Genomic DNA, 22195 nt, shown 5'->3' with positions numbered 1-22195 from the left:
AGGCGTGCCGCGCGCAGCGTGGACGCCGGAGAAAGGGAGTCAGTTCGCGGAAAGCAGTTCAGCGCCGGTCGCATTGATCGGCGACACCCAAGCCTGGCTGTCGAAGCCGACGCCAGCGAATGCCGCCTGCACCGCAGGCGCGGCCGCTTCCGCCTCCCTGCGCGATTCGAACCATGCGAACACGCTGGGGCCTGCACCGGAAATGCTGGCCCCCATCGCACCGGCCTCCAATGCCGCCTGTTTCGCCGCGTCGAAGCCGACGATCAGCGGCGCACGCCGTGGCTCGACGAGGACATCGCGCAGACCGTCGCGCACCAGCGCGGGATCGCCGGCATGGCAACCGGCCAGGACCAGTGCCAGGTTGGCGCTCTGCGCGACGAACTCCTTCAGCTCGTATGCGCCCTGCAGGGCGGCGCGCGCACGCCGCGTTTCCAGGATCGCCTCCGGGTGCACCAGCACGCTGTGCCAATGCTCAGGTACCGGCACGCGCACCAGACGATCCGCCGTGGACAGCACCAGGCCACCCAACAGCATGGGGCCCAGGTTGTCGCCGTGCTTGCCGCCACTGGCGACCGCCTCGCCGACCAGCGCGTGCGGATAAAGCGCCTCATGCGACAGCGGCACGTCGAGCAGCGCATTGGCCGCGACCAGCGCGGCCACGCACGAGGCGGCGGAACCGCCCATGCCGGAACCGAGCGGTATGCCCTTCTCGATCTCCACCTCGAAACCGAACGGCAGCGCCAGCGCCTCGCGCAGCGAGATCAGCGCTGCGCCTGCCGTATTGCCCGGCGCATCCAGCGGCAGGTCGACGGTGGCGCCGCGGATCGCGGCGATGCGCACCTCCGACGCCTCGATGCGGCGGACCGTCACGGTATCGCCGACGCCTTCGATCACATGGCCCAGGATGTCGAACCCTACGCCCACATTACCCACCGATGCCGGCGAGAACGCACTTGCCTGCTGCCTCATGCCCACTCCAGATCCTTCGTCATCGGATGCCTCACAGCTTCGCGCCCTGCCCCGCGGCCACCCGCAGTACGTCGGCGAAGACGCCCGCGGCGGTGACTTCCGGGCCCGCGCCGGGACCCTGCACGATCAGCGGATTGTCGCAGTACCGGCGGGTGGTGAACTGCACGATGTTGTCGGTCAGGCGCAGGTTGCCGAACGCGTGCGTGGCCGGCAATTCGACCAGGCCGACGTTCGCCCGGCCTTCGGCATCGAGCCGGGCGACGTAGCGCAGGACGTTGCCGGCCGTGCGCGCCTTCGACAGACGCTCACCGAAGGTGGCATCCACTTCGCCCAGCCGGGCCATGAAATCGTCGACGCTCGCCTGCCGCAGCGCTTCCGGCACCAGGCTCTCGACCTGCACGTCCTCCAGCGCCAGTTCGCGACCGGCCTCGCGCGCCAGGATCACCAGCTTGCGCGCCACATCGGTACCCGACAGGTCGTCGCGCGGATCCGGTTCGGTATAGCCCAGGCCCCGCGCCTCGGTGACCAGCTGCGAGAACGGCACGCTGCCGTCGAACTTGTTGAACAGCCACGCCAGCGTGCCGGAGAAGATGCCTTCCACCGACACCACCGCGTCGCCGGTATCCAGCAGGTCGCGCAGCGTGGAGATCACCGGCAGACCTGCACCGACCGTCGCCTCGTAGCGGAAGCGCGCGCCGCTGGCCGCGGCCGCATCGCGGATCGCGTGGTAGCGCGCCAACGGGCCGGCGCCGGCCTGCTTGTTCGGCGTGATCACGTGGATGCCGGCCGCCAGCCACCCGGCGTAGCGGTCCGCGACCTCCGGGCTGGCGCTGCAGTCCACGATCACCGCGTGCGGCATGTGCGCCGACAGCAGGTGCTGGGTGAAGCGGTCCAGGTCGGCCGCCTGCGGACTGGCGTCGAAGCGCGCACGCCAGTCGGCGCCGATGCTGCGCTCGTCCAGCAGCATGCGTTTGCTGGAGGCGATCGCACGCAGGCGCAGGTCGAGGTTGGCCTTGCCCAGCAGCTGCGGTTGCGCGGCGCGCAACTGTTCGATCAGCGTGGCGCCGACGTTGCCCGGCCCGATCACGCCGACGGCGAAGGTCTGCGGCGACAGCCAGAACCCGGCATGTGCGGCGCGCAGGGCCTTGGTGGCGTCGGCGCTGTCGATGGCGACGGAAATATTGCGTTCCGATGAGCCTTGCGCGATCGCCAGGATATTCACCTGGGCGTGGGCCAGCGCGCCGAAGAGCCGCGCGGATACGCCCGGGGTGCCTGCCATGCCATCGCCGACGGCGGCCAGGACACTGACACCATCCCGGCGCTGTACGCGCTGGATCTGCCGGGTGTCCAGTTCATGCGCGAACACCTCCAGCAGCGCCGCCTGCCCCTTCGCCGCCTCGCTGGCCTTGACCACGCAGCAGATCGAATGCTCCGACGAGCCCTGCGAGATCATCACCACCGACACGTGCGCGTTGCGCAGGGCGGAAAACACGCGTTCCGCGGTGCCCGGCACGCCGATCAGGCCGGTGCCCTCCAGGTTCAGCAGCGCCAGGTCGGCGCTCAGCGTGAGGCCCTTGACCGGGCCGACCGCATCCCGCTCGGCGGTGATGCGTGTGCCCGGATGCTCCGGATGGAAGGTGTTGCGGATGATGATCGGCAGTCCGCGCTCCATTGCCGGCGACATCGTCTGCGGATGCACGACCTTCGCACCGAAGTACGCCAGCTCGCAGGCTTCGTCGTAGCTCAACGCTTCCAGCTGCACCGCTTCCGGCACCAGGCGCGGGTCGGCCGACAGCACGCCGTCGACATCGGTCCAGATGTGCAGCTCCGCCGCGTCGTACAGCGCCGCGAAGATCGCGCCCGAGTAGTCGCTGCCGTTGCGTCCCAGGGTGGTGAAGCGGCCCTCGCGATCGCGCGCCACGAAGCCCGTCGCCACCACACGGCGTTGCGGATGCGAGGCCTGCCACGCCGCCAACCGCTGCGCGCTGGTTTCCCAGTCGACCACCACCCCAAGCTCGCCGTGGTCGACCCGCAGCACCTCGCGCGCGTCCAGCACGGCGCAGTCCTCGCCCTGCAACGTCAGGTACTCGCCCAGCAGGCGCGCCGAGCACACTTCGCCCAGGCCCTGCACGCGCTGCAGGACCAGCTCCGGCAGGCCGCCGATGACGATGAGCGCGTTGAGGATCTCGTGCAGTCGCTGGAATCGCTCGTCCACCCATTCGATCACCGGCCCCGCAGCCTCGCCCAACAGCGCCACCGCTGCGCCGCGATGGCGTGCGCGCAGCGCATGCCAGCTGTCCTGCCACTCCGGACGGTTGGCGGCGGCGAGTTCGCACAGTTCGATCAGGGCGTCGGTGACGCCCTTCATCGCGGAGACGACGGTGACCTGCAGGTCCTCGTCGCGGGCGAGGAGCAGCTGCGCGACGTGGCGGTAGCGGTCGGCATCGGCGACGGAGGTGCCGCCGAACTTGTGGACGACGGTGCGGCGTTTGGGTTGTTCGACTTCGGCGTTGCGGAACGACATGGGTCAGGAACCTCGGTAAGGAGGCCCGGCACGCATCAGGAAGTCGGGTGGCCCTGCATCCTGATCCGGGTGCGGGGCCGTGGTCTGCGAACTACGCGAACACAACCAACCGCACCCGACGAGTCAGGGTGGTAATGGTGGTGGTAATACCCGTGCGTCCGGCGCCTGCACGCGATACCGCCGGCGGAAGAGCCGATGTCGGGAACGTCGCGTGGTGTGCATGGGAGCGCATGGCGAAAGAGAAACACGCCACCCCGGGGGGCTGTCAAGCGCTGCGACGCAACAAAGCCAATGATTTCAGATGGATGCAACTGAAACCAATGCGTCCTGCCCTACAACATGCGCGTCATGAAGACGCTGTTCGGGTCGTCGGTGTAGTCGCCGAACGGCGCACACGCAACGAAGCCTGCACGCGCGTACAGGGCACGGGCCGGCGCGAAATACGCCATCGATCCGGTCTCCAGGCTGAGGCGCGCGTAGCCGCGTCGACGCGCTTCAATGAGGATGTGGTCCAGCATCGCGGTCGCCACGCCACGGCGCAGATGCGTCTGCGCGGTACGCATCGATTTCACTTCGCCATGGCCCGGCGCCAGTTCGCGCAACGCACCGCAGCCCGCCAGCGCCTCGCCCTCCCACACCGCCCAGAACGAGATGTCGTCGCGCCGCAAGGCGCCCAGGTCGAGCGCGTGCACGCTCTCCGGTGGCGAGGTGCGGTGCATCCAGTCCAGGTGTTCCTGCAGCAGCGCGACGACGGCGGGATGGCGAAGGTCGTCGAGGCGGATATCCATTGGGGGGCGAACGGAGCGAGGGAGGATGAGGCCACCGTGCCACGCGGGCGGATCGCTGGATACGCGCGTCGTGCCCAAGCGCGCTTCGTGCGAGAATCGCCACCGATGGCCCCGTAGCTCAGCTGGATAGAGCGGTCCCCTCCTAAGGGACAGGTCGTGCGTTCGAATCGCGCCGGGGTCACCATCTTCCATCGCACGCGGCACCTTGCAGTCACCTTGGTCCGCTCGGCGAATCGCCGAACGCCTCCGCGCAGGGTCGGCGAAGCGAACAAACCCCGGCAGCGGATCAACGGCGGCGCACGCAACCTGCTGTTGCACAAGAACCATTGGAAAAACACGGACTTACGCGCGGCCTGGCCGACCCGTTCTGGTAGAATCGCGCACCTCTTTCGGTGCCACGCCGTCCGGTGGCATCCCGTGCAATGACCCTGGAGCTTCCATGCCTGCTGACCTCCTCAAGGCCCTCGGCCTCGCCACCACCAACTCCGGCACCTACCTCGGCAGCGGTGAGTGGTCCACGACCACCGACGCCGGCCTGCTGCAGTCGATCAACCCGACCACCAACGAGGTGATCGCCGAGGTCCACGCCAGCAGCCAGGCCGACTACGAGAAGGTCGTCGCGCGTGCGCAGGCCGCCTTCAAGATCTGGCGCACCACCCCGGCGCCGCGCCGCGGCGAAGCGATCCGCCTGTGCGGCGAAGCGCTGCGCAAGCACAAGGACGCGCTGGGCTCGCTGGTCGCGCTGGAGATGGGCAAGAGCAAGCCCGAGGGCGACGGCGAAGTGCAGGAGATGATCGACATCGCCGACTTCGCGGTAGGCCAGAGCCGCATGCTGTACGGCTACACCATGCACTCCGAGCGTCCCGGCCACCGCATGTACGAGCAGTACCAGCCGCTGGGCCTGGTCGGCATCATCAGCGCGTTCAACTTCCCGGTTGCGGTGTGGGCGTGGAATTCGTTCCTGGCCGGCATCTGCGGCGACATCTGCATCTGGAAGCCGTCCAACAAGACGCCGCTGACCGCGATCGCCAGCATGAAGATCTGCAACGACGCGCTGAAGGAAGGCGGCTTCCCCGACATCTTCTTCCTGATCAACGACGCCGGCGTCGAACTGGCGCAGCAGTTCGTCGACGACAAGCGCATCCCGCTGATCAGCTTCACCGGTTCCACCCAGGTCGGCCGCACCGTCGGCGAGCGCGTCGCGCGCCGCATGGGCCGCAGCCTGCTGGAACTGGGCGGCAACAACGCCATCATCCTGGACGAAACCGCCGACCTGAAGCTGGCCGTGCCCGGCATCGTGTTCGGCGCCGTCGGCACCGCCGGCCAGCGCTGCACCACCACGCGCCGCCTGATCGTGCACGAATCCATCTACGACACCGTGCTGGCCACGCTGATCAAGGCGTACAAGCAGGTGGAAGGCAAGATCGGCGACCCGACCGACCCGGCCAACCTGATGGGCCCGCTCAACAGCCAGGGCGCCGTGCAGCAGTTCCTGGACTCCATCGCCAAGGCCAAGGCCAGCGGCGGCACCGTGGAGACCGGCGGTACCGCGATCGACCGCGCCGGCAACTTCGTGCTGCCGGCCATCGTCACCGGCCTGAAGAACTCCGATGAGGTCGTCCAGCACGAGACCTTCGCGCCGATCCTGTATGTGATGAAGTACAAGACCCTCGACGAAGCCATCGACATGCAGAACGCCGTGCCGCAGGGCCTGTCGTCGTCGATCTTCACCCAGAACCTCAAGGCGGCCGAGCAGTTCCTGTCGGCGGCCGGCAGCGACTGCGGCATCGCCAACGTCAATATCGGCACCAGCGGTGCGGAGATCGGCGGCGCCTTCGGCGGCGAGAAGGAAACCGGCGGCGGTCGCGAATCCGGTTCGGACGCGTGGAAGGTCTACATGCGCCGGCAGACCAACACCATCAACTACTCCGACTCGCTGCCGCTGGCCCAGGGCATCAAGTTCGACCTCTGACCCGTTGCCAGGCCGGCATGCACGCATGCCGGCTGCCCTGAACGGGCCATCATCTGGGATAATCGCGCCACCTTTGCGGGTGGCGCTTTTTTTTGCCCATCCGAACCAGCGCCATCGCGCCTCCCTGACCCCTGCACGGAGCTCCTGATGAACCAAGTCCGCACCACCAGCAGTCTCGCCATCGCCAGCCTCGTGTCCGGCATCCTCGGTTGGACCCTGCTCCCCGTCATCGGCACGATCGTGGCCATCATCACCGGCCACATGGCGCGCGCCGAAATCCGCCGCAGTGCAGGCACGATGGACGGCGACGGTCTGGCGATCGGCGGGCTGGTGCTGGGCTGGGTGTCGGCCCTGCTCTGGGTCCTCGGCATCGCCGTGATCTTCCTGTTCCTGGGCGGCCTGGCCTGGCTGGCGACGCTGAGCTGAGTCCGCGCGCGTCCATGTATTCTTTCGCCCGCCCCTTCCTCTTCGGCCTCGATGCCGAGACCGCCCATGGCATGGGCCTGAAGGCGCTCGACCTGGCCTACCGCACCGGCACCACGCCGCTGGTCGCGCGGCCGATCACGCCGATGCCGACCAAGGTCATGGGCCTGACCTTCCCCAACCCGGTCGGTCTGGCCGCCGGCATGGACAAGAACGGTGCGCACATCGATGCGCTGTTCGCGCTGGGTTTCGGCTTCGTCGAAATCGGCACGGTCACGCCCAAGCCGCAGCCCGGCAATCCGAAGCCGCGCATGTTCCGCCTGCCGCAGCACCAGGCTGTCATCAACCGCCTCGGTTTCAACAACGAGGGCGTCGACGCGCTGGTCCGCAATGTCCAGGCCGCGCGCCGCGACCGCGGCCTGCTCGGCATCAACATCGGCAAGAACAAGGACACGTCGAACGAGCGCGCCGCGTCCGACTATCTGTACTGTCTGGAGCGCGTCTACCCGCTGGCGGACTACATCACCGTCAACATCTCCTCGCCCAACACCGCCGGCCTGCGCGAACTGCAGGAAGAACAGGCGCTGCGCCAGCTGATCGGCACCTTGCGCGACGCGCAGGAAGATCTGGCTGCACAGCACGGCAAGCGTGTGCCGATGCTGGTGAAGATCGCGCCGGACCTGTCCGACAGCGACATCGATGCGGTCGCCCGGGTCCTGGGCGACATGCAGGTGGATGGCGTCATCGCCACCAACACCACCGTCTCGCGCATCAGCGTGCAGGACCATGCACATGCGCGCGAAACCGGCGGCTTGTCCGGTGCTCCGCTGATGGGCCAGGCCACGCTGGTGCTGCGCCGGTTGCGCACGCGCCTGCCGGACAGCATCCCGCTGATCGGCGTGGGCGGCATCCTGTCCGGTGCCGATGCGGTGGCGAAGATGTCCGCAGGTGCGTCGCTGGTGCAGTGCTACACCGGCCTGGTCTACCGCGGCCCCGAACTGGTCCGCGAATGCGTCGAAGCCATCCGCCGTCGCCGCGAAGCCCGCAGCGGTGGCCCGGTGGCGCCGGAATGACGGACGGCTACCGCATCACCCAGAACGCGTCGCTGCGCGAGCGCACCACGTTCGGCGTTCCGGCGCGGGCACCGTGGCTGATCGATGTCGATGATGCCGCCGCGCTCGACGAAGTGCTCGCACTGCCGCAGGTGGTCGAAGGCGGGACCCTGGTGATCGGCAGCGGCAGCAACCTGCTGTTCGCCGGTGATGCGCCGGGGGCGGTGGTCGCGATGGCCACGCAGGACGTGCGCGTGCTGTCCGACGACGGCCAGCATGCCCTCGTGCGCGCCGATGCCGGCGTCGGCTGGCATCCGCTGGTGATGTGGACGCTTGAGCAGGGCCTGTGTGGCCTGGAGAACCTGGCGCTGATCCCCGGCACCGCCGGCGCCTCGCCGATCCAGAACATCGGCGCCTATGGCACCGAGGCCGGAGAGTTCATCCATGTCGTCGAAGCGCTCGACCGCCACCACGGCACACGCGTGCGACTGGATCGCGAGGCTTGCGCGTTCGCTTACCGCGACAGCGTGTTCAAGCGCGAGGCCGACCGCTACCTGGTGACGGCGGTCGAGTTCCTGCTGCCGCGCACGCCGGCGCTGCGCCTGGACTATGCGGGCATCCGCGAAGAACTGGCGGCGATGGACATCGCCGCACCGACCGCGCGCGACGTCGGCGAAGCGGTCATCCGCATCCGCCGCCGCAAACTGCCGGACCCTGCGTTGGTCGGCAATGCCGGCAGCTTCTTCAAGAATCCGATCGTGTCGCAGGCGCAGGCCGACGCGCTGCTGGTCGACTACCCCACCCTGCCCGTGTTCAGGGGCGACGCCGCGCACAACCGCAAGCTGTCGGCCGCCTGGATGATCGAGGCCTGCGGCTGGAAAGGACACCGCGATGGCGATGCCGGCGTGTCGGCCGCGCATGCGCTGGTGCTGGTCAACCATGGTGAAGCGACCGGCGCGCAGCTGCTCGCACTGGCGCGGAAGATCGCCGCATCGGTGCAGGCGCGCTTCGGCGTGGCCATCGAGCCGGAACCGAAGATCATCGGAGCGACCTGGTAGTCCCGCGATGACGTGCGCCCGCGCCCGAGGTACTGCTCCCTCCCCCGTTCACGGGGGAGGGCTGGGGTGGGGGCCGACCGGAGCCCGTCAACGCCCGCTTGCAACACCGACTCGACCGCTGCGCCTCGCGATGCCGACAGCGATCGGTGATACGTCCGACCTCCGCGATCCTGTTCGCCCCCATCCCGGCCTTCCCCCGCGAGCGGGAGAAGGGGCCGGTCGAGGACACTGATGCCCACCCTGCCCACCCACTATCGGGCCGCCGTGCTGATGCTGGGCAGCACGGTGTTCTTCGCGCTGATGGTGGTGGCGATCCGGCTGGCCTCGGCGACGCTGCATACCTTCGAGATCGCGTTCTTCCGCAATTTCTTCGGCCTGCTGGCCGCGGCGCCCTTGATCCTCCGGCACGGCCCAGGCTTCCTGAGGACCACCCAGTTCCCGCGCTACCTGTTCCGCTGCGTGATCGGCATCTGCTCGATGCTGGCCGGCTTCTGGGCCATCGGCCACCTGCCGCTGGCGCAGGCGGTCTCGCTGTCGTACTCCACGCCCCTGTTCGTCACCCTGGCGGCCGCCGCGATGCTCAACGAGCAGGTACGCGCGCGCCGTTGGACCGCGGTGGTGCTGGGCTTCATCGGCGTGCTGATCATCGTGCGGCCGGGCACCTCGCAGTTCACCGTCGACGCGATGATCGCCGTACTGGCGGCAGTGATGAGCGCATTGGTGGCGATCCAGATCAAGCAGCTGTCGAACACCGAGCCGGCCGACCGCATCGTCATCTACACCACGCTGCTATGGGTGCCGATGTCGCTGCTGCCGGCGCTGGCCGTGTGGGAATGGCCGCAGGGCATCACCTGGGTCTGGGTGATCGCGGCCGGCGTGCTCGGTACCGGCGGCCACATGCTGTGGACGCGCGCACTGAAACTGGGCGAAGTGTCCGCGCTCACGCCGATCAGCTTCATGCAGTTGCCCGTGGTGGCGCTGTTCGGCTGGATGCTGTTCGACGAAACACTGGACGCGTGGACGCTGGTCGGCGCCGGCATCATCTTCGGCGCCAACGCCTACATCGCGCACCGCGAGGCCGTGCTGTCGCGCCGCGCCGCGTCGGAAGCGCCGAGCGCCGGCGCCAAGCCCGGCGAATAGTGGCGGTACAGGCTCAGCCGGGTTTGCCCGGCTGCTTGCCGGGGCGCCTGCCTTCGCGATAGAGCTCGACGAAGTGCGCCTCGTCATCCTTCAGCGTCTTGGGGTCCGCGGCCAGCAGGGGCGCGACGTAGCGACGGTACAGCGGCTCGGCGTCCGCCTTGCGGCCCAGTTCGTTGTAGGTGTCGATCAGGTTCCAGGCCGCGATGCGCGTTTCCCGGTCGGTCTCACCCAGCAGGCGTCGCCGGAGCTCGAACAACCGCTGGTATTCCGGCAGCGCCTCGGGCACCCGGCCCAGCATGCGCAGGGCTTCGGCGCGGATGACCATCGTGATCTGCGCCTGTGGGTGTTTCTCGCCCAGGGTCTTCAGTGCCAGCGGCTGCACATCGCCCAGCAGGCGCAGCGCCGCTTCCGCCTGGCCCGCATTGAGCAGCGTGCCGGCGTGGTTGACCAGGATGGAAAGCGTATCCGGGTGGGTGGGACCGAGCGCGCGGCTGCGCGCGGTGATGACCTGCTCCTCCAGCGGCAATGCCGACGCGAAGTCCTTGAGCTTCGCGTAGGCCGTCGCCAGGTTGAGCCGGGTCCGCACCGTCTGCGGGTGGTCGCGGCCCAGCACGCGCGCGCGCGCAGCGAGGACTTCCTGCAGCGCCGGCAGCGCGGCCGTCACCGCCTTCGTGTCGCCGCCATCGATCATCATCGTGGCCAGCGTGCTGCGCGCCTGCAGGGTGGTGGGATGTTCACTGCCGAACTTGCGCGTGTAGCGTTGGGTGAGGTCGCGCTGCATCGTGATCGCCTCGTCCCGTTCGCGATTCATGATGCGCAGCACCGCCAGGTTGCCCATCGCCGACAGTGTTTCCTCGTGGTCGGCACCGAGCGTGGCCGTGCGCCCGGCGACCACCGCCTCCATGTTGGCGCGCGCCTCGCGCAGCTCGCCGAGATTGCGCTGCACGGCGGCCAGGTCGTTGGTCGCCTCCAGCGTCGCGGGGTCGTCCTTGCCGGCACTGGCGAGCAGCCGTGCCTGCACCGCCTCGATGACGCCCTTGGCCCGCGGGCGGTCACCACGTGCCGAGATCACCTGCGCCTGCGCCAGTTCCAGCTTCACCCGCGCCCGGTCGTTGTCCGCCAGCGAGAAGGCGCGCGGCAGCGCTTTCTGCAGCACGGCCTCGGCCTCGTCGACATGCGGCGCGGCAAGCAGCGCCTGCACCTGGTCGTTCCGCGCCCGCAGCGTTTCCTGCGCGCCCTCGCCGTGCACGCGGCTGCGGTAGTCGGCCACCTGCGCGAAGTGCGCGACCGCCTTGTCGTAGCGCCCGATGGCCATATACACGTGGCCGACGGACTCGCGCAGGCTGGCAGCCACGTCGGGCTGGTCGGCGAAGTCGCGGGCAATGGCGTTCTCGGCATTCGCCAGCAGTTGCTGGTCGACGAGATCGCGCGCCAGATCGCCGGTGCTGGTCTTGGCCAACGTGGCGCCGAACGCCTCGGCGGCCGACGGATCGAGGCTGCCGACCTGGCGCACCAGGCCCTCCGACAGGCCCACGCCCATCGTCTCGATGTCGATGCCTTCCAGCATCGACTGCTGGAACGCCGCCACCTTCTCCAGTTCCGCGCTGCGCGCCTCGGCGACGCTGCGCTGCGTATGCGCCTGCTGCAGGCCGTACAGCGACAGGCCCAATCCGCCCAGCAGCGCCAGCAGCGCGAATCCCGCGGCCACGGCGGATGCGCGATGACGGCGCAGGAACTTGCGCCAGACATAGCCGCGGCTCGGCGGGACAGCGGCGACGACCTCGCCATCGAGGTAACGCTGGAGGTCGTCGGCCAGCGCCGCGACCGAACCGTAGCGGGCATCGCGATCGTGTTGCATCGCCTTGAGCACGATCCAGTCGAGGTCGCCACGCAGGCGTTCGCGCATCCGTGCCAACGACAGGCCGCGTTCCTGCGCCATCTGTTCGGCCTGCCCGGCCGGCAGCGCGGCCAGGCGCGATGACGGCACGACGGCGGTCGGTGTCTCGGCGGACCACGTCTCGCCGGCTGCCTCCGGCCGCACGCCGGTGACCAGTTCGCACAGCACCACGCCCAGCGAATAGACATCGCTGCGCGTGTCCACCTGGGCGGCGTCGCCCTGCGCCTGTTCCGGGCTCATGTACTCGGGCGTGCCGGCGCGCTCCAGCGCAGCATCACCGGCCAGCGACGCGGCCATGGCGATGCCGAAATCGATGATCTTGGGCGCCGGGCGGCCATCGAGCGTCTCCACCAGCAGGTTGCCCGGCTTCAGGTCGCGGTGCACCACGCCTTTGTGGTGCGCGTGCTGCACGCCCTCGCAGACGCGGATGAACAACGCCACGCGCGCGTCCAGCGGCAGCCGCTGGTCACGGCAGTAGCGCGTGATGGGGCTGCCGTCGGTCAGCTCCATCGCGAAGAACGGATAGCCTTCCTCGGTGGTGCCGGCATCGTAGATCTGCGCGATCGCCGGGTGACGCATCTGCGCCAGCACCTGCCGCTCCACTTCGAACCAGGCCAGGTGGCGTGCCTGCAGGCGCTGCACGCGCATCAGCTTCAGCGCCACCTCGCGGCGCACCGGCTCCAGCTGCGCGGCACGATAGACCTCCCCCATGCCACCGCGGCCCAGCAGGGTCTCGATGCGGTAGCGGCCCAGCCGAGCGCCCGGTGCGAGCGTGCCGTCCGGCGCCGTCGGCGCGTCCTGCAGGCGCGTGGCCAGGTTCTCGGTGGGTGCGAGGTCGTCGTAAGGTTGCGATGTCATGCCACTGTCCCCGGTGCGCCCGGCCATGGTAGCGGAAGCGTGAGTTGACCGATCGATCCGTTACACTCGGTTCCGCACCTGCCTGTCGCGCACGCATGTCCCGGGACTTCCTCAATCCACCGACCACGCAACGGACCATCCTGAGCGACGGCCCCCGGCCGGCGTCGCACCGGTCCGCGTGCGTGGTGGTGATCCACGGCGAGGGCCTGGGGCGCCGTGCCGACATCGATACCGCGCGCGTTCGCGTGGGACGCTCGCAGGAGGCCGACCTGCACATCCCGCACAACAGCGTCTCGCGCCTGCACTGCGAGATCTGGCGCGACGGCGACAGCTACCGCGTGCGCGACCTGGGCGCCACCAACACGACCCGCGTCAACGACGCGGCGGTGTCCGAGACGGTGCTAGTCGACGGCGACCACATCACCCTGGGCGAGAGCATCCTCAAGTTCATCAGCCACAGCAGCGTGGAGGCGCGTTACCACGAGGAGATCTACCAGCTCGCCACCCACGATGCGCTGACGGAGATGTACAACCGCCGGCATTTCATCGAGACCGTCGAGAAGGAGATCGCCCGCGCGATGCGCCACCAGCGCGAGCTGACCATGTGCATCATCGACGTCGACCTGTTCAAGCCGATCAACGACCGCTACGGCCATATTTCCGGCGACCACGTGCTGAAGCAGATCGCCGCACTGGTGCGCCGGCACGTGCGCAACGACGATGCCGCCGCCCGCATCGGCGGCGAAGAGTTCGCCGTGCTGCTGCCCGAATGCGGGCCGGAGGCCGCCTACGGTTTTGCCGAGCGCCTGCGCGAAGCGGTCGAGGCGGTGGTGTTCAAGCCGGGCGGCGAACCCCAGACGATCACCGTCAGCATCGGCATCGCCGCGCTGACGCCCGACCGCGATACCGTCAGCCGCATGATGGCCGCCGCCGACGCCGCGCTGTACCGCGCCAAGAGCGAAGGCCGCAACCGGGTCTGCATCGAGCACTGACCGGCGCGCGGCTCAGTGCGCCAGCGGATCCACCCCGAATCCCCCCGCCCGCCACGCGTCGATGCCACCGCGCAATGGCAGCACGTCGCGGAAGCCCGCCTTGCGCAGCCTGCCGGCCATCCAGGCCGCCGACACTTCGTCCGGGCACGCGCAGTAGATGACGATTTTCCCGTCGCGCGGATACGCGGCGAGGACGCCGTCGAGCTGGCGTTCGTCGGCGAACACCGCCCCGGGGATGACGTACGGGTCCACGTCGCGGAACCCCGGCGCCCGGATGTCGAACAGCACCGGGGCGCGCCCGTTGCGGATCAGGTCGTCGAGTTCCGCCGGCTCGATGCGCGCCGCCTCCAGCGATTTCATCAACGTGTGCCGACGCCACCAGCGCCAGCCGACATAGGCCGCCAGCGCGATGCCGATCACCACGCCCGCACCGGTGCCCAGCTGCGACAGCGTGTCGATGACGGTTTCCACCTGCCGCGAGAACACCACGCCCAGCCCCAGACCCAGGGCCGCCCACAGCGTCGCGCCCAGACCGTCGTAGCGCAGGAAGGGCGGCAGCCGTGACTGCATGGCACCGGCCAGCGGCACCGAGACCATCGACAGGCCGGGGATGAACTTCGCCACCGACAGGATGCGGATGCCGAAGCGGCCATAGAAACGTTCGGTGCGCTTCATGCAGGTATCGCGCGACAGCGACAACCGGCACAGCGACTGCAGCGTGCGGTTGCCATAGCGGCGGCCGGCGTAGAACCAGACGCTGTCGCCGATCAGGCTGGCCGCGACGGACGCCGCCAGCACGCCGAGCAGCGGCAGCCACATGGCCTCCGGTTGCAGCGCCAGTCCGGCGCCGACCAGGATCAAGGTGGGCATCGCCGGCACCGGCAGGCCCAGCGACAGCGCCAGCACGTTGGCGAACACCAGCAGTACGCCATAGCGGTCGACCAGTTCCTGCATTCCGATCCCCAGAGCCAGAACGCCAACGCGATGCACGATGGCGAGCGCGCATGGTCTGCCGACGCCGCCGAAGCGGCAAGGCACCCGACCGCAACGATCCGTTGCCGGCGCCGATCGCGCACGCCGGTACAAGGACCGCCTGCCCGTGCTGCATCGCGAGATGCCCGGAGGCACGCCGCGCCAGACGGACGCCAGAAAGGGGGGATTTGCGGCCAATGCAGGGGGCGCGGACAGCCAAACCCCGCACCATCACGCGCGCTTAATCCCGCCGGCGGCCGAACACACCACCATCCGCCCCTGTACGGTCGCCACCCCACGGGTGCCGCACGCCAAGGCAGTCCATCCCGTTGAACGTCCGCAGACTCTCGCTGGAGGATCCGATCATGGTCGTACCCGTACGTCCCGCCCGCCTGCCCCTCGTCCTGGCCGCGGCCACGCTGACCCTCGCGGTCGCCGCCCCGCTGAAGGCCGAGGAAGGCGACTACAGCTTCTGGCAGACCCTGGTGAACCTGGTCTCGCCGCCCAAGGCCGACAACAAGGTCACCGCTGCGCAGCGCACCGGCAGCTATCCGCTGCTGTCCAATCCGTCCGGCTTCAATGACGGCTTCCAGCCTGGCCGCTACGACGCCTGGCAGACGATCCAGCTGGCGCCGTCGACCGGCGCGGTCTGCGGCGATGGCTCGCCGTTCAAGTTCTTCGTCAACCGCGTGGCCGACACGCGCAACACCATCATCTACATGGAAGGCGGCGGCGCCTGCTGGGACTACGCCAGCTGCAGCGGCCAGAGCGGCATCCGCGGCGCGCGCAATCCCAACGGCATTCCCGACGACTACATGGGCCTGCTGAATCCGGGCGCCAGCCTGGTCAGTCCGTTCGTCACCCGCGTCAGTCCGTTCGACGGGGTGAAGACGCAGGGCTGGAACATGGTCTACGTGCCCTACTGCACCGGCGATATCTACAGCGGCGACAAGGTGGCCGTGTACAACGACCCGAGCGGGCAGAACGCGCCGCTGGTGTGGCACCACAACGGCGCGCGCAACGTGCGCGCGGTGGTCAGCTGGCTGAAGGACAATCTGCCCCGCCCCACGCAGATGCTGTCCACCGGCTGCAGCGCCGGCGGTGCCGGCAGCCTGACCAGCTACCACCCGCTGCGCCGTGACCTGGCGCCGACGCGCAGCTTCCTGATCGACGACTCCGGCCCGATCTTCCCCACCCCGAAGAACGGCAACCCGATCGACTATCCCTCGCAGCCGCTGATGGCGCTGATCCGCAGCGCCTGGGGCCTGGACCAGCCCAACGGTCCGCTGCCCTACCTCGCCAGCGGCCTGCCGCAGTTCGACCTCAATGAACTCGGCAGCCTGTATCCGGCGCTGTCCAGCAAGTACGCCAGCGACCGCCTGGGCCATACCCACTTCTGGAAGGACCTCAACTACTCCTCGTACTCGTACGAGCGCTTCTATCCCGACATCGCCAACGCGCCGGACCAGGCCACCAAGGAAGGCCGCATCCATGCGCGCTGGAACACCGACACCGCACGGTTGCGCGACCGCCTCAACGGCCTCAACAACGTCGGCGGCTACTTCCCGCAATACCGCGCGCTCAACGAGAGCCACTGCACCACCATCGTCGATTTCAAGAATGCCGACGTGCAGGCGCAGAACCTAGAACTGAAACACTTCATCGACAGCGTCCTCGATGGACAGGGCAAGGTGCTGGATGCCAGCGAGCAGGACGACAAGGCCGACAAGGCCAAGCCGTTCAACCTGCTGTACTGGCTGGTCGACCAGCTGATGGGCTGACGTCCACGCCCGGGGCCGTCGCGCGTCGACGGTCCCGGCGCACACGGGGTTGCGCATGAAGAAACCGCTGACGCTGCTGGTGCCGTGCCTGGTCTTCGCCGCTGCCGTGCTGTGGTGGCGGAACGATGCGCCGGAGGCGCGGGAGATCGTGTCTGGCTCCGCGATTCCGGCAGACGCGCTCCCCCCGGCCATGGCCTCGTTGCAGGCGACACCCGAGGCGCAGGCGCATCGCGACCGCCAGCGCTTCGAAGCCGATGCGAAGGACTTTTTCGCGCACGCGGCGTCATTGCGTGCGGTGGAGCGGAGCGAGCGCGCCGATGCGCTGACGCGCCAGATCGACCGTTACGAAGCCCAGGGCGGCCTGTCCGCCGGCGAAGCCGTACTGTTGCGCACCGCACTGGTGAAGGCGACCGTCGACGATCCGGGACGGCAGGCCGCCGAAGTCGCGGCGATCGCCGACCGCTACCGCGCACACGCCGACCAGCGCATGGCGGCGTTCGCCGCCCAGCAGGCCAACGATCCCCGCTTCCAGTCCTACAAGACGCGGGAAGCCCAGGTGGTGGCCGAGGTCATGGCGATGACCTCGGTCCCGGCCGGGCTGACCCGCGACCAGTATCTGCGCCAGCGGCTGCAGGAAGAGCGCGAGCGGGCGTATGCGCCTTGAAAGGCAGGGGTGGGAATAGGTGTGGGAGCGACGTAAGTCGCGATGAGGCTTTACAGGCGGTCTATCGCGACTCACGTCGCTCCCACAGATAGCCTTCTAGCCTCTGACCTGCCACGGCCGCCCACGCACGCGGAACAGCACCAGGTAGACGCCGGACACCCAGGCGATGCCGGCGGCGAAACCGCCAAGAATGTCGGACGGGTAATGCACGCCCAGGTAGATGCGCGAGACGCCTACCAGCAGCGCGAAGCTGCCGGCGAGCGCCACCGCCAGCCAGCGCCAGCGCGTGTGCCAGCACAGCAGCACGACCACCATCGCCAGTGTCGCCGAGCCCATCGCGTGGCCGCTGGGGAAGCTGAAGGTGTGCTCGGGCGCGATGGACTCCCACAGCGTCGGCCGGTCGCGCTGGAAGAACTGCTTGGTCGCCATGTTCAGCAGCGCCGAACCGGCGAACGACACGCCGGCGAACGTCGCCTCGCGCCAGCGCCTGGCGATCAGCAAGCCGATCGTCAGCGCGATGTCGACCGGCACCACGCCCCACTGGTAGCCGATCGCGGAAATGAAGATGAAGAAGCGGTCCAGCGCCGGCCCGGCCATGGCATGCGCGCGCCACAGCAATGGATCGTCGAAGTAAAAGGCTTCCAGCTCATGGACTTCGTCGGCCAGTTCGACGAAGACCCACAACGGCGCGAGCAGGCAGAGGAACAGCAGGACCAGGCGGCCGCCATGCTCGCGCAGCAGGCTGGCGATGAAGCGTCCGCCCTGGGCCAGCCTCTCAGCCGGCGACACGCGCGTACTTGCTCTCGACGTAGTCGTCGATCAGCGCGACGAACTCGTGCGCGATGTTCTCGCCGCGCAGCGTGACCTTCTTCTCGCCATCGACGAACACCGGTGCCGCCGGCGCCTCGCCGGTGCCCGGCAGCGAGATGCCGATGTTGGCGTGGCGCGATTCGCCCGGGCCATTCACCACGCAGCCCATCACCGCCAGCGTCATGTTCTCCGCGCCAGGATGGGTGACCTTCCACTCCGGCATCTTGCCGCGCACGTGTTCCTGCACGACCTTGGCCAGTTCCTGGAAGAACTCCGACGTGGTGCGGCCGCAACCGGGGCAGGCGGTAACCATCGGCGTGAACGCGCGCAGCCCGGTGGTCTGCAGCAGTTCCTGCGCGACGATGACTTCCTGCGTGCGCGACTGGCCCGGTTCCGGCGTCAGCGAAATGCGGATGGTGTCGCCGATGCCTTCCTGGAGCAGTACGGACAGTGCTGCCGCGGAAGCGACGATGCCTTTGCTGCCGATGCCGGCTTCGGTCAGGCCCAGGTGCAGGGCGAAATCGGTGCGGCTGGCCATGTCGCGGTAGACCGCGATCAGTTCCTGCACGCCGCTGACCTTGGCCGACAGCACGATGCGGTCGCGCGGCAGCCCGAGCTCGACGGCGCGCTCGCCCGAATCCACCGCCGACCGGATCAGCGCTTCGCGCAGCACGCGGCCGGCGTCCCACGGGATCTCGCGCGCGTGGTTCTCGTCCATCAGCTGGGCGGCCAGCGCCTGGTCCAGCGAACCCCAGTTGGCGCCGATGCGCACCGGCTTGCCGTAGCGGATCGCGAACTCGATCAGCTGGGCGAACTGGGTGTCCTTCTTCTTGCCGAAGCCGACGTTGCCCGGATTGATGCGGTACTTGGCCAGCGCCTCGGCGCAGGCCGGTTCGCCCGCCAGCAGCTGGTGGCCGTTGTAGTGGAAGTCGCCGATCAGCGGCACCGAGATGCCCATCATCTCCAGCTTCTCGCGGATGCGCGGGATGGCGGCGGCCGATTCAGGATTGTTGACGGTCAGGCGGACCATTTCCGAGCCGGCGCGCCACAGTTCGGCCACCTGCTTCACGCTGCTGGCGACATCGGCGGTGTCGGTGTTGGTCATCGACTGCACCACCACCGGGCGGCCACCGCCAACGGTGGCGTTGCCGATCTGGACGGCCTGGGTGATGCGGCGCGGCCAGGGCGCGGCGTCGGTCGGGGGCGTGGGGCGGGTGACGGCATCGTGCATGCCGGCATTGTAGCGTGGGCCACCCACCCCACCCGTCCATCCCGCCCTGCGACGCCATGCCGCAGGCCCGCCGCGCGCGCTTGCACTAGCATGTGAGCATGCCGAATACCCTGCTGACCCTGTCGCCGTCGTTCCTGCGCACGCTGTGCAACCTGCGCTGGGTGGCCATCGTGGGCCAGGCGGTGACCGTGCTGGTGGCGTTGGGGCTCCTGGGCATCGACCTGCCGCGCTGGCCGCTCTGGGCCGGCATCGGCGCGCTGGCGCTGTTCAACGTCTACGCCACCTGGCGCAGCCACCGGCCCGGCGAAGAGACGGCGGCGGAGGCCTTCGCGCACATGCTGGTGGACGTGGCCGTGCTGTCCTGGCTGGTGGCCTGGAGCGGCGGCATCGGCAATCCGTTCAGTTCCATGTTCCTGCTGCTGATCGCCGTCTCGGCGCTGGCATTGCCGTTGCGCTGGGTGATCGCCACCGGCGTGGCCTGCCTGCTGGGCTATGTGCTGACGGCGGTGTTCGGGCGTCCGCTGCCGCACCTGCACGGCAACAACTTCAGCGTGCACCTGTGGGGCATGGGCGTGAACTTCGTGCTGTCGGCCGCGGTGGTGCTGTACTTCTCCACCCGCCTGGTCGCCGCCCTGCGCCTGCGCGAGCAGGAACTGGCGCGCCTGCGCGAACGCTTCGCCCGCAACGAGGGCATCGTCGCCCTGGCCACGCATGCCGCCGCGGTGGCGCATGAGCTGAACACGCCGCTGGCGACGATGACGCTGCTGACCGAGGACATCCGCGAGCACGCGGCCGAACCCGACATCCGCGAGGATGCCGGCACCATGCGTCAACTGATCGACCTGTGCCGCGACCGCGTGCGTGCGCTCGCCGCCTCGGCCGACATGGGCGTGCACCAGCGCGTGGACCTGGACGATGTGGTGCAGCGCTGGCAGCTGATCCGCCCGACCGTGGAACTGCAGCGCACCGGTGCGCTGCCGCCGTGGCTGGCCACCGATGCCTCCACCGGCCACCTGCTGCAGGCACTGCTCAACAATGCCGCCGATGCCAGCCGCCAGGCCGGCTCGCAACGCGTGGACCTGGACCTGCGCTGCGAAAGCGACGAACTGGTCGGCACCGTGCGCGACTACGGCAACGGGTTCCACGAAGCCCTGCCGTTCCAGTCCGAGCAACTCTTCCGCACCAGCAAGCCCGAGGGCATGGGCGTGGGCCTGGCCCTGTCGCATGCCACCATCGAGCGGCTGGGCGGACGCATGACCATGCGCGCCGTGCCGCCGAAAGGCGTGCAGGTGCAGTTCCGCCTGCCGGTGGCAGGCAACGACGAGACCCCCTGATGAGAGACTTCCGATGAAAGGCCTGCTGGTCGACGACGACGAACTCTACGCGCGCACGCTGCAGCGCAGCCTGGCGCGCAAGGGCATCGAAACCGAGATCGCGCTGGACGCCGCCAGCGCCCTTGCGCGGGCGCGCGAGTACCAGCCGGATTTCGCGCTGGTCGATCTGAAACTGGGCGCCGACTCCGGCCTCACCCTGATCGAACCCCTGCGGGCGCTGCGCGCCGACATGCAGATCCTGCTGGTCACCGGCTACGCCAGCGTCGCCACCGCGGTGGAGTCGATCAAGCGCGGCGCCGACGACTACCTGCCGAAGCCGGCGACGGTACCGACCATCCTGCGTGCACTCGGGCTGGAAGCGCCGGCCGCGGGCGAAGACACCAGCGCGACCGACGACACCATGACGCCGCTGAGCCGGCTGGAGTGGGAACACATCCAGCAGGCGCTGGCCGAGACCGAGGGCAACATCTCCGCGGCGGCGCGCCTGCTGGGCATGCACCGGCGGTCGTTGCAGCGCAAGCTGGCCAAGCGGCCCGGTCCCGAACGTCGCTGGATCGACGAGTAATCGTCAGCGCGAAGCGTCGCGCTCCGGATCCATCGCCAGTCCTGCGCCCATGCCGAGGCCGGCGCCCGCCCCCATGCCGGCGCCCATGCCACCTGCGCCACCGCCGGCACCGCCGGCAACGCCCTGGCGATCCTCGGCCTTGCCGCCCTCACCCTTGCCTTTGTTCGCCACCGGCCGCGCCGGCCCCTGACGCGGAATCGCCAGGCCGGCCGGGATCGGCTCGAGGTCCAGTACGCTGCGGATGAAATCTCGCAGCGACACCACCAGCGCGTCGGTGTGGATGGGACGGCCTGCGGCGAGATCCGTGGCCGCCTGCGCGGCAAGACGGACCTGGTCGTCGGTGCCGAGCAGGATGATGTCCGACAACGCCGCTTCCACGGCATCGCGGATCCGTCGCGAACGATCGCCGCCGTCATCGACGGGATCGAGACCGCCCTCGCGCGCACGCTGCCGTAGTTCGCGCAGATGCGTGGGGTCTACTTCGAGATCGCCGGTGAACGAACCGCCCAGCGTCTTGTAGGCGGCGATCAGCGTGCGCAGGCGCTCGTTGATCTGGCGGTTCTCGCGCGCCCGCCGTTCCTGCACCGTCTGCATCACCAGCAGGCGGATGCCGACGCCGATCAGCGTGATCAGCGCCAGTCCCGCCAGCGTGGTCAACAGCCCTTGCCACGAACTGAAATCGAGACCGCGCATGCCCGTCCTCCGTCGTTGCCGGCAATCATGCCAGACCCATCCGGTACGCTGCGCTCAGCGTTCGCCCTGCGCCAGCAGCGACAGGTGCGTCAGCACGCATCGCCAGGCGCCCTCCTGCTGGACGAACACGCCACTGACGCGTTCGTCCAACAGGAAAGGATGGCCCCGATAGTGGCCGCCGGACACGCCCCGTGCCACCGTTACGGCAGTTTTCCCGTAGACGCGGACGCGCATGTCGTGCGTCTCCATCACGTCATGCTGGAGGTCCCCTAACGCGACCAGCGCGAGGAAGCGTGCCCGGTCGGACACGCTGCCGTCGGCACCCACGATCACCCAGTCCTCGGCCATGAACGTGCCGATCGCGGACGCGTCATTGCCCACCATGGCCAGATCCCACGCCACCACGGCCTCGCGTACGGCCCGCTCGTCGTCCGACGTCATCGCGCCGTCCTCGCTGGAGTAAGGCGCGATC

General features: G+C 69.0%; 19 protein-coding genes and 1 tRNA gene. 11 read left to right on the top strand and 9 right to left on the bottom strand.

Annotated features, from left to right (window positions below):
• Positions 1-39: 39 nt before the first annotated feature.
• The 3 genes from ACSQ1W_RS05260 to ACSQ1W_RS05250 form a co-directional block, all read right to left on the bottom strand.
• Positions 40-969, bottom strand: coding sequence for a homoserine kinase (locus ACSQ1W_RS05260; RefSeq protein WP_436042063.1), 930 nt, complete (start codon positions 967-969; stop codon positions 40-42).
• Between the two features lie 31 nt (positions 970-1000).
• A complete protein-coding gene (gene thrA / locus ACSQ1W_RS05255) occupies positions 1001-3493 on the bottom strand; it encodes a bifunctional aspartate kinase/homoserine dehydrogenase I (RefSeq protein ID WP_436042062.1) in 2493 nt (830 codons plus the stop codon).
• A gap of 332 nt (positions 3494-3825) precedes the next feature.
• Positions 3826-4281 carry a GNAT family N-acetyltransferase gene (locus ACSQ1W_RS05250; protein WP_436042060.1) on the bottom strand — a complete coding sequence of 152 codons (456 nt, stop codon included), beginning with the start codon at positions 4279-4281 and terminating at the stop codon, positions 3826-3828.
• 107 nt (positions 4282-4388) lie between these two features.
• Here ACSQ1W_RS05250 and ACSQ1W_RS05245 point away from each other — a divergent pair.
• The 6 genes from ACSQ1W_RS05245 (at position 4389) to ACSQ1W_RS05220 (ending at position 9926) form a co-directional block, all read left to right on the top strand.
• Positions 4389-4465, top strand: a tRNA-Arg gene (locus tag ACSQ1W_RS05245).
• 255 nt (positions 4466-4720) lie between these two features.
• Positions 4721-6253: an L-piperidine-6-carboxylate dehydrogenase gene (gene amaB, locus ACSQ1W_RS05240; protein ID WP_436042058.1), complete on the top strand. Its 1533-nt coding sequence runs from the start codon at positions 4721-4723 to the stop codon at positions 6251-6253.
• A 147-nt stretch (positions 6254-6400) separates the two neighbouring features.
• Entirely contained in the window at positions 6401-6679 is a 279-nt protein-coding gene (locus ACSQ1W_RS05235) for a DUF4190 domain-containing protein (protein WP_192268814.1), read from the top strand.
• A 14-nt stretch (positions 6680-6693) separates the two neighbouring features.
• Positions 6694-7749: a quinone-dependent dihydroorotate dehydrogenase gene (locus ACSQ1W_RS05230; protein WP_436042056.1), complete on the top strand. Its 1056-nt coding sequence runs from the start codon at positions 6694-6696 to the stop codon at positions 7747-7749.
• A complete protein-coding gene (gene murB / locus ACSQ1W_RS05225) occupies positions 7746-8786 on the top strand; it encodes a UDP-N-acetylmuramate dehydrogenase (RefSeq protein ID WP_436042054.1) in 1041 nt (346 codons plus the stop codon). Before ACSQ1W_RS05230 ends, murB begins: the two co-directional genes overlap by 4 nt.
• A 231-nt stretch (positions 8787-9017) precedes the next feature.
• Entirely contained in the window at positions 9018-9926 is a 909-nt protein-coding gene (locus tag ACSQ1W_RS05220) for a DMT family transporter (RefSeq protein ID WP_436042052.1), read from the top strand.
• A gap of 13 nt (positions 9927-9939) precedes the next feature.
• On the opposite strand, the gene ACSQ1W_RS05215 is transcribed toward ACSQ1W_RS05220, so the two are convergent.
• Positions 9940-12681 (bottom strand): tetratricopeptide repeat protein, encoded by a 2742-nt coding sequence (locus ACSQ1W_RS05215; RefSeq protein WP_436042050.1) that lies wholly within the window; start codon positions 12679-12681, stop codon positions 9940-9942.
• A 95-nt stretch (positions 12682-12776) separates the two neighbouring features.
• Between ACSQ1W_RS05215 and ACSQ1W_RS05210 the strand changes: the two genes are divergently transcribed.
• Positions 12777-13673, top strand: coding sequence for a diguanylate cyclase (locus tag ACSQ1W_RS05210; protein ID WP_436042048.1), 897 nt, complete (start codon positions 12777-12779; stop codon positions 13671-13673).
• Between the two features lie 12 nt (positions 13674-13685).
• Here the strand turns inward: ACSQ1W_RS05210 and ACSQ1W_RS05205 are convergent, their stop codons facing one another.
• Positions 13686-14627, bottom strand: coding sequence for a DedA family protein/thiosulfate sulfurtransferase GlpE (locus tag ACSQ1W_RS05205; RefSeq protein ID WP_436042046.1), 942 nt, complete (start codon positions 14625-14627; stop codon positions 13686-13688).
• Positions 14628-15010: 383 nt separating this feature from the next.
• Here ACSQ1W_RS05205 and ACSQ1W_RS05200 point away from each other — a divergent pair, with 383 nt between their 5' ends.
• Both ACSQ1W_RS05200 and ACSQ1W_RS05195 read left to right on the top strand, forming a co-directional pair.
• Positions 15011-16426, top strand: coding sequence for a pectin acetylesterase-family hydrolase (locus ACSQ1W_RS05200; protein WP_436042044.1), 1416 nt, complete (start codon positions 15011-15013; stop codon positions 16424-16426).
• 55 nt (positions 16427-16481) lie between these two features.
• Positions 16482-17090, top strand: coding sequence for a hypothetical protein (locus ACSQ1W_RS05195; protein ID WP_436042042.1), 609 nt, complete (start codon positions 16482-16484; stop codon positions 17088-17090).
• Positions 17091-17186: 96 nt separating this feature from the next.
• Here the strand turns inward: ACSQ1W_RS05195 and ACSQ1W_RS05190 are convergent, their stop codons facing one another.
• Positions 17187-17861, bottom strand: a complete 675-nt coding sequence (locus ACSQ1W_RS05190) for a phosphatase PAP2 family protein (RefSeq protein ID WP_436046103.1) — start codon at positions 17859-17861, stop codon at positions 17187-17189.
• A gap of 4 nt (positions 17862-17865) precedes the next feature.
• The gene (gene ispG / locus ACSQ1W_RS05185) at positions 17866-19131 is read right to left on the bottom strand and encodes a flavodoxin-dependent (E)-4-hydroxy-3-methylbut-2-enyl-diphosphate synthase (protein WP_436042040.1); all 1266 of its coding nucleotides are present in this window, start codon (positions 19129-19131) and stop codon (positions 17866-17868) included.
• A 98-nt stretch (positions 19132-19229) separates the two neighbouring features.
• Here ispG and ACSQ1W_RS05180 point away from each other — a divergent pair, with 98 nt between their 5' ends.
• Both ACSQ1W_RS05180 and ACSQ1W_RS05175 read left to right on the top strand, forming a co-directional pair.
• Positions 19230-20465: an ATP-binding protein gene (locus tag ACSQ1W_RS05180; protein WP_436042038.1), complete on the top strand. Its 1236-nt coding sequence runs from the start codon at positions 19230-19232 to the stop codon at positions 20463-20465.
• A gap of 13 nt (positions 20466-20478) precedes the next feature.
• Positions 20479-21030, top strand: a complete 552-nt coding sequence (locus ACSQ1W_RS05175) for a response regulator transcription factor (RefSeq protein WP_436042036.1) — start codon at positions 20479-20481, stop codon at positions 21028-21030.
• 3 nt (positions 21031-21033) lie between these two features.
• Here the strand turns inward: ACSQ1W_RS05175 and ACSQ1W_RS05170 are convergent, their stop codons facing one another.
• Together ACSQ1W_RS05170 and ACSQ1W_RS05165 are read right to left on the bottom strand one after the other, a co-directional pair.
• On the bottom strand, positions 21034-21723 hold the full coding sequence (locus ACSQ1W_RS05170) for a hypothetical protein (protein WP_436042034.1): 690 nt from the start codon (positions 21721-21723) through the stop codon (positions 21034-21036).
• 54 nt (positions 21724-21777) lie between these two features.
• A complete protein-coding gene (locus ACSQ1W_RS05165; protein ID WP_436042033.1) occupies positions 21778-22164 on the bottom strand; it encodes a nuclear transport factor 2 family protein in 387 nt (128 codons plus the stop codon).
• Between the last annotated feature and the right edge of the window lie 31 nt (positions 22165-22195).

It is taken from the genome of Pseudoxanthomonas sp. LjRoot143, from assembly GCF_964252945.1.
Lineage (GTDB): Bacteria > Pseudomonadota > Gammaproteobacteria > Xanthomonadales > Xanthomonadaceae > Pseudoxanthomonas_A.
This window is presented reverse-complemented; position numbering and strand designations above follow the sequence as displayed.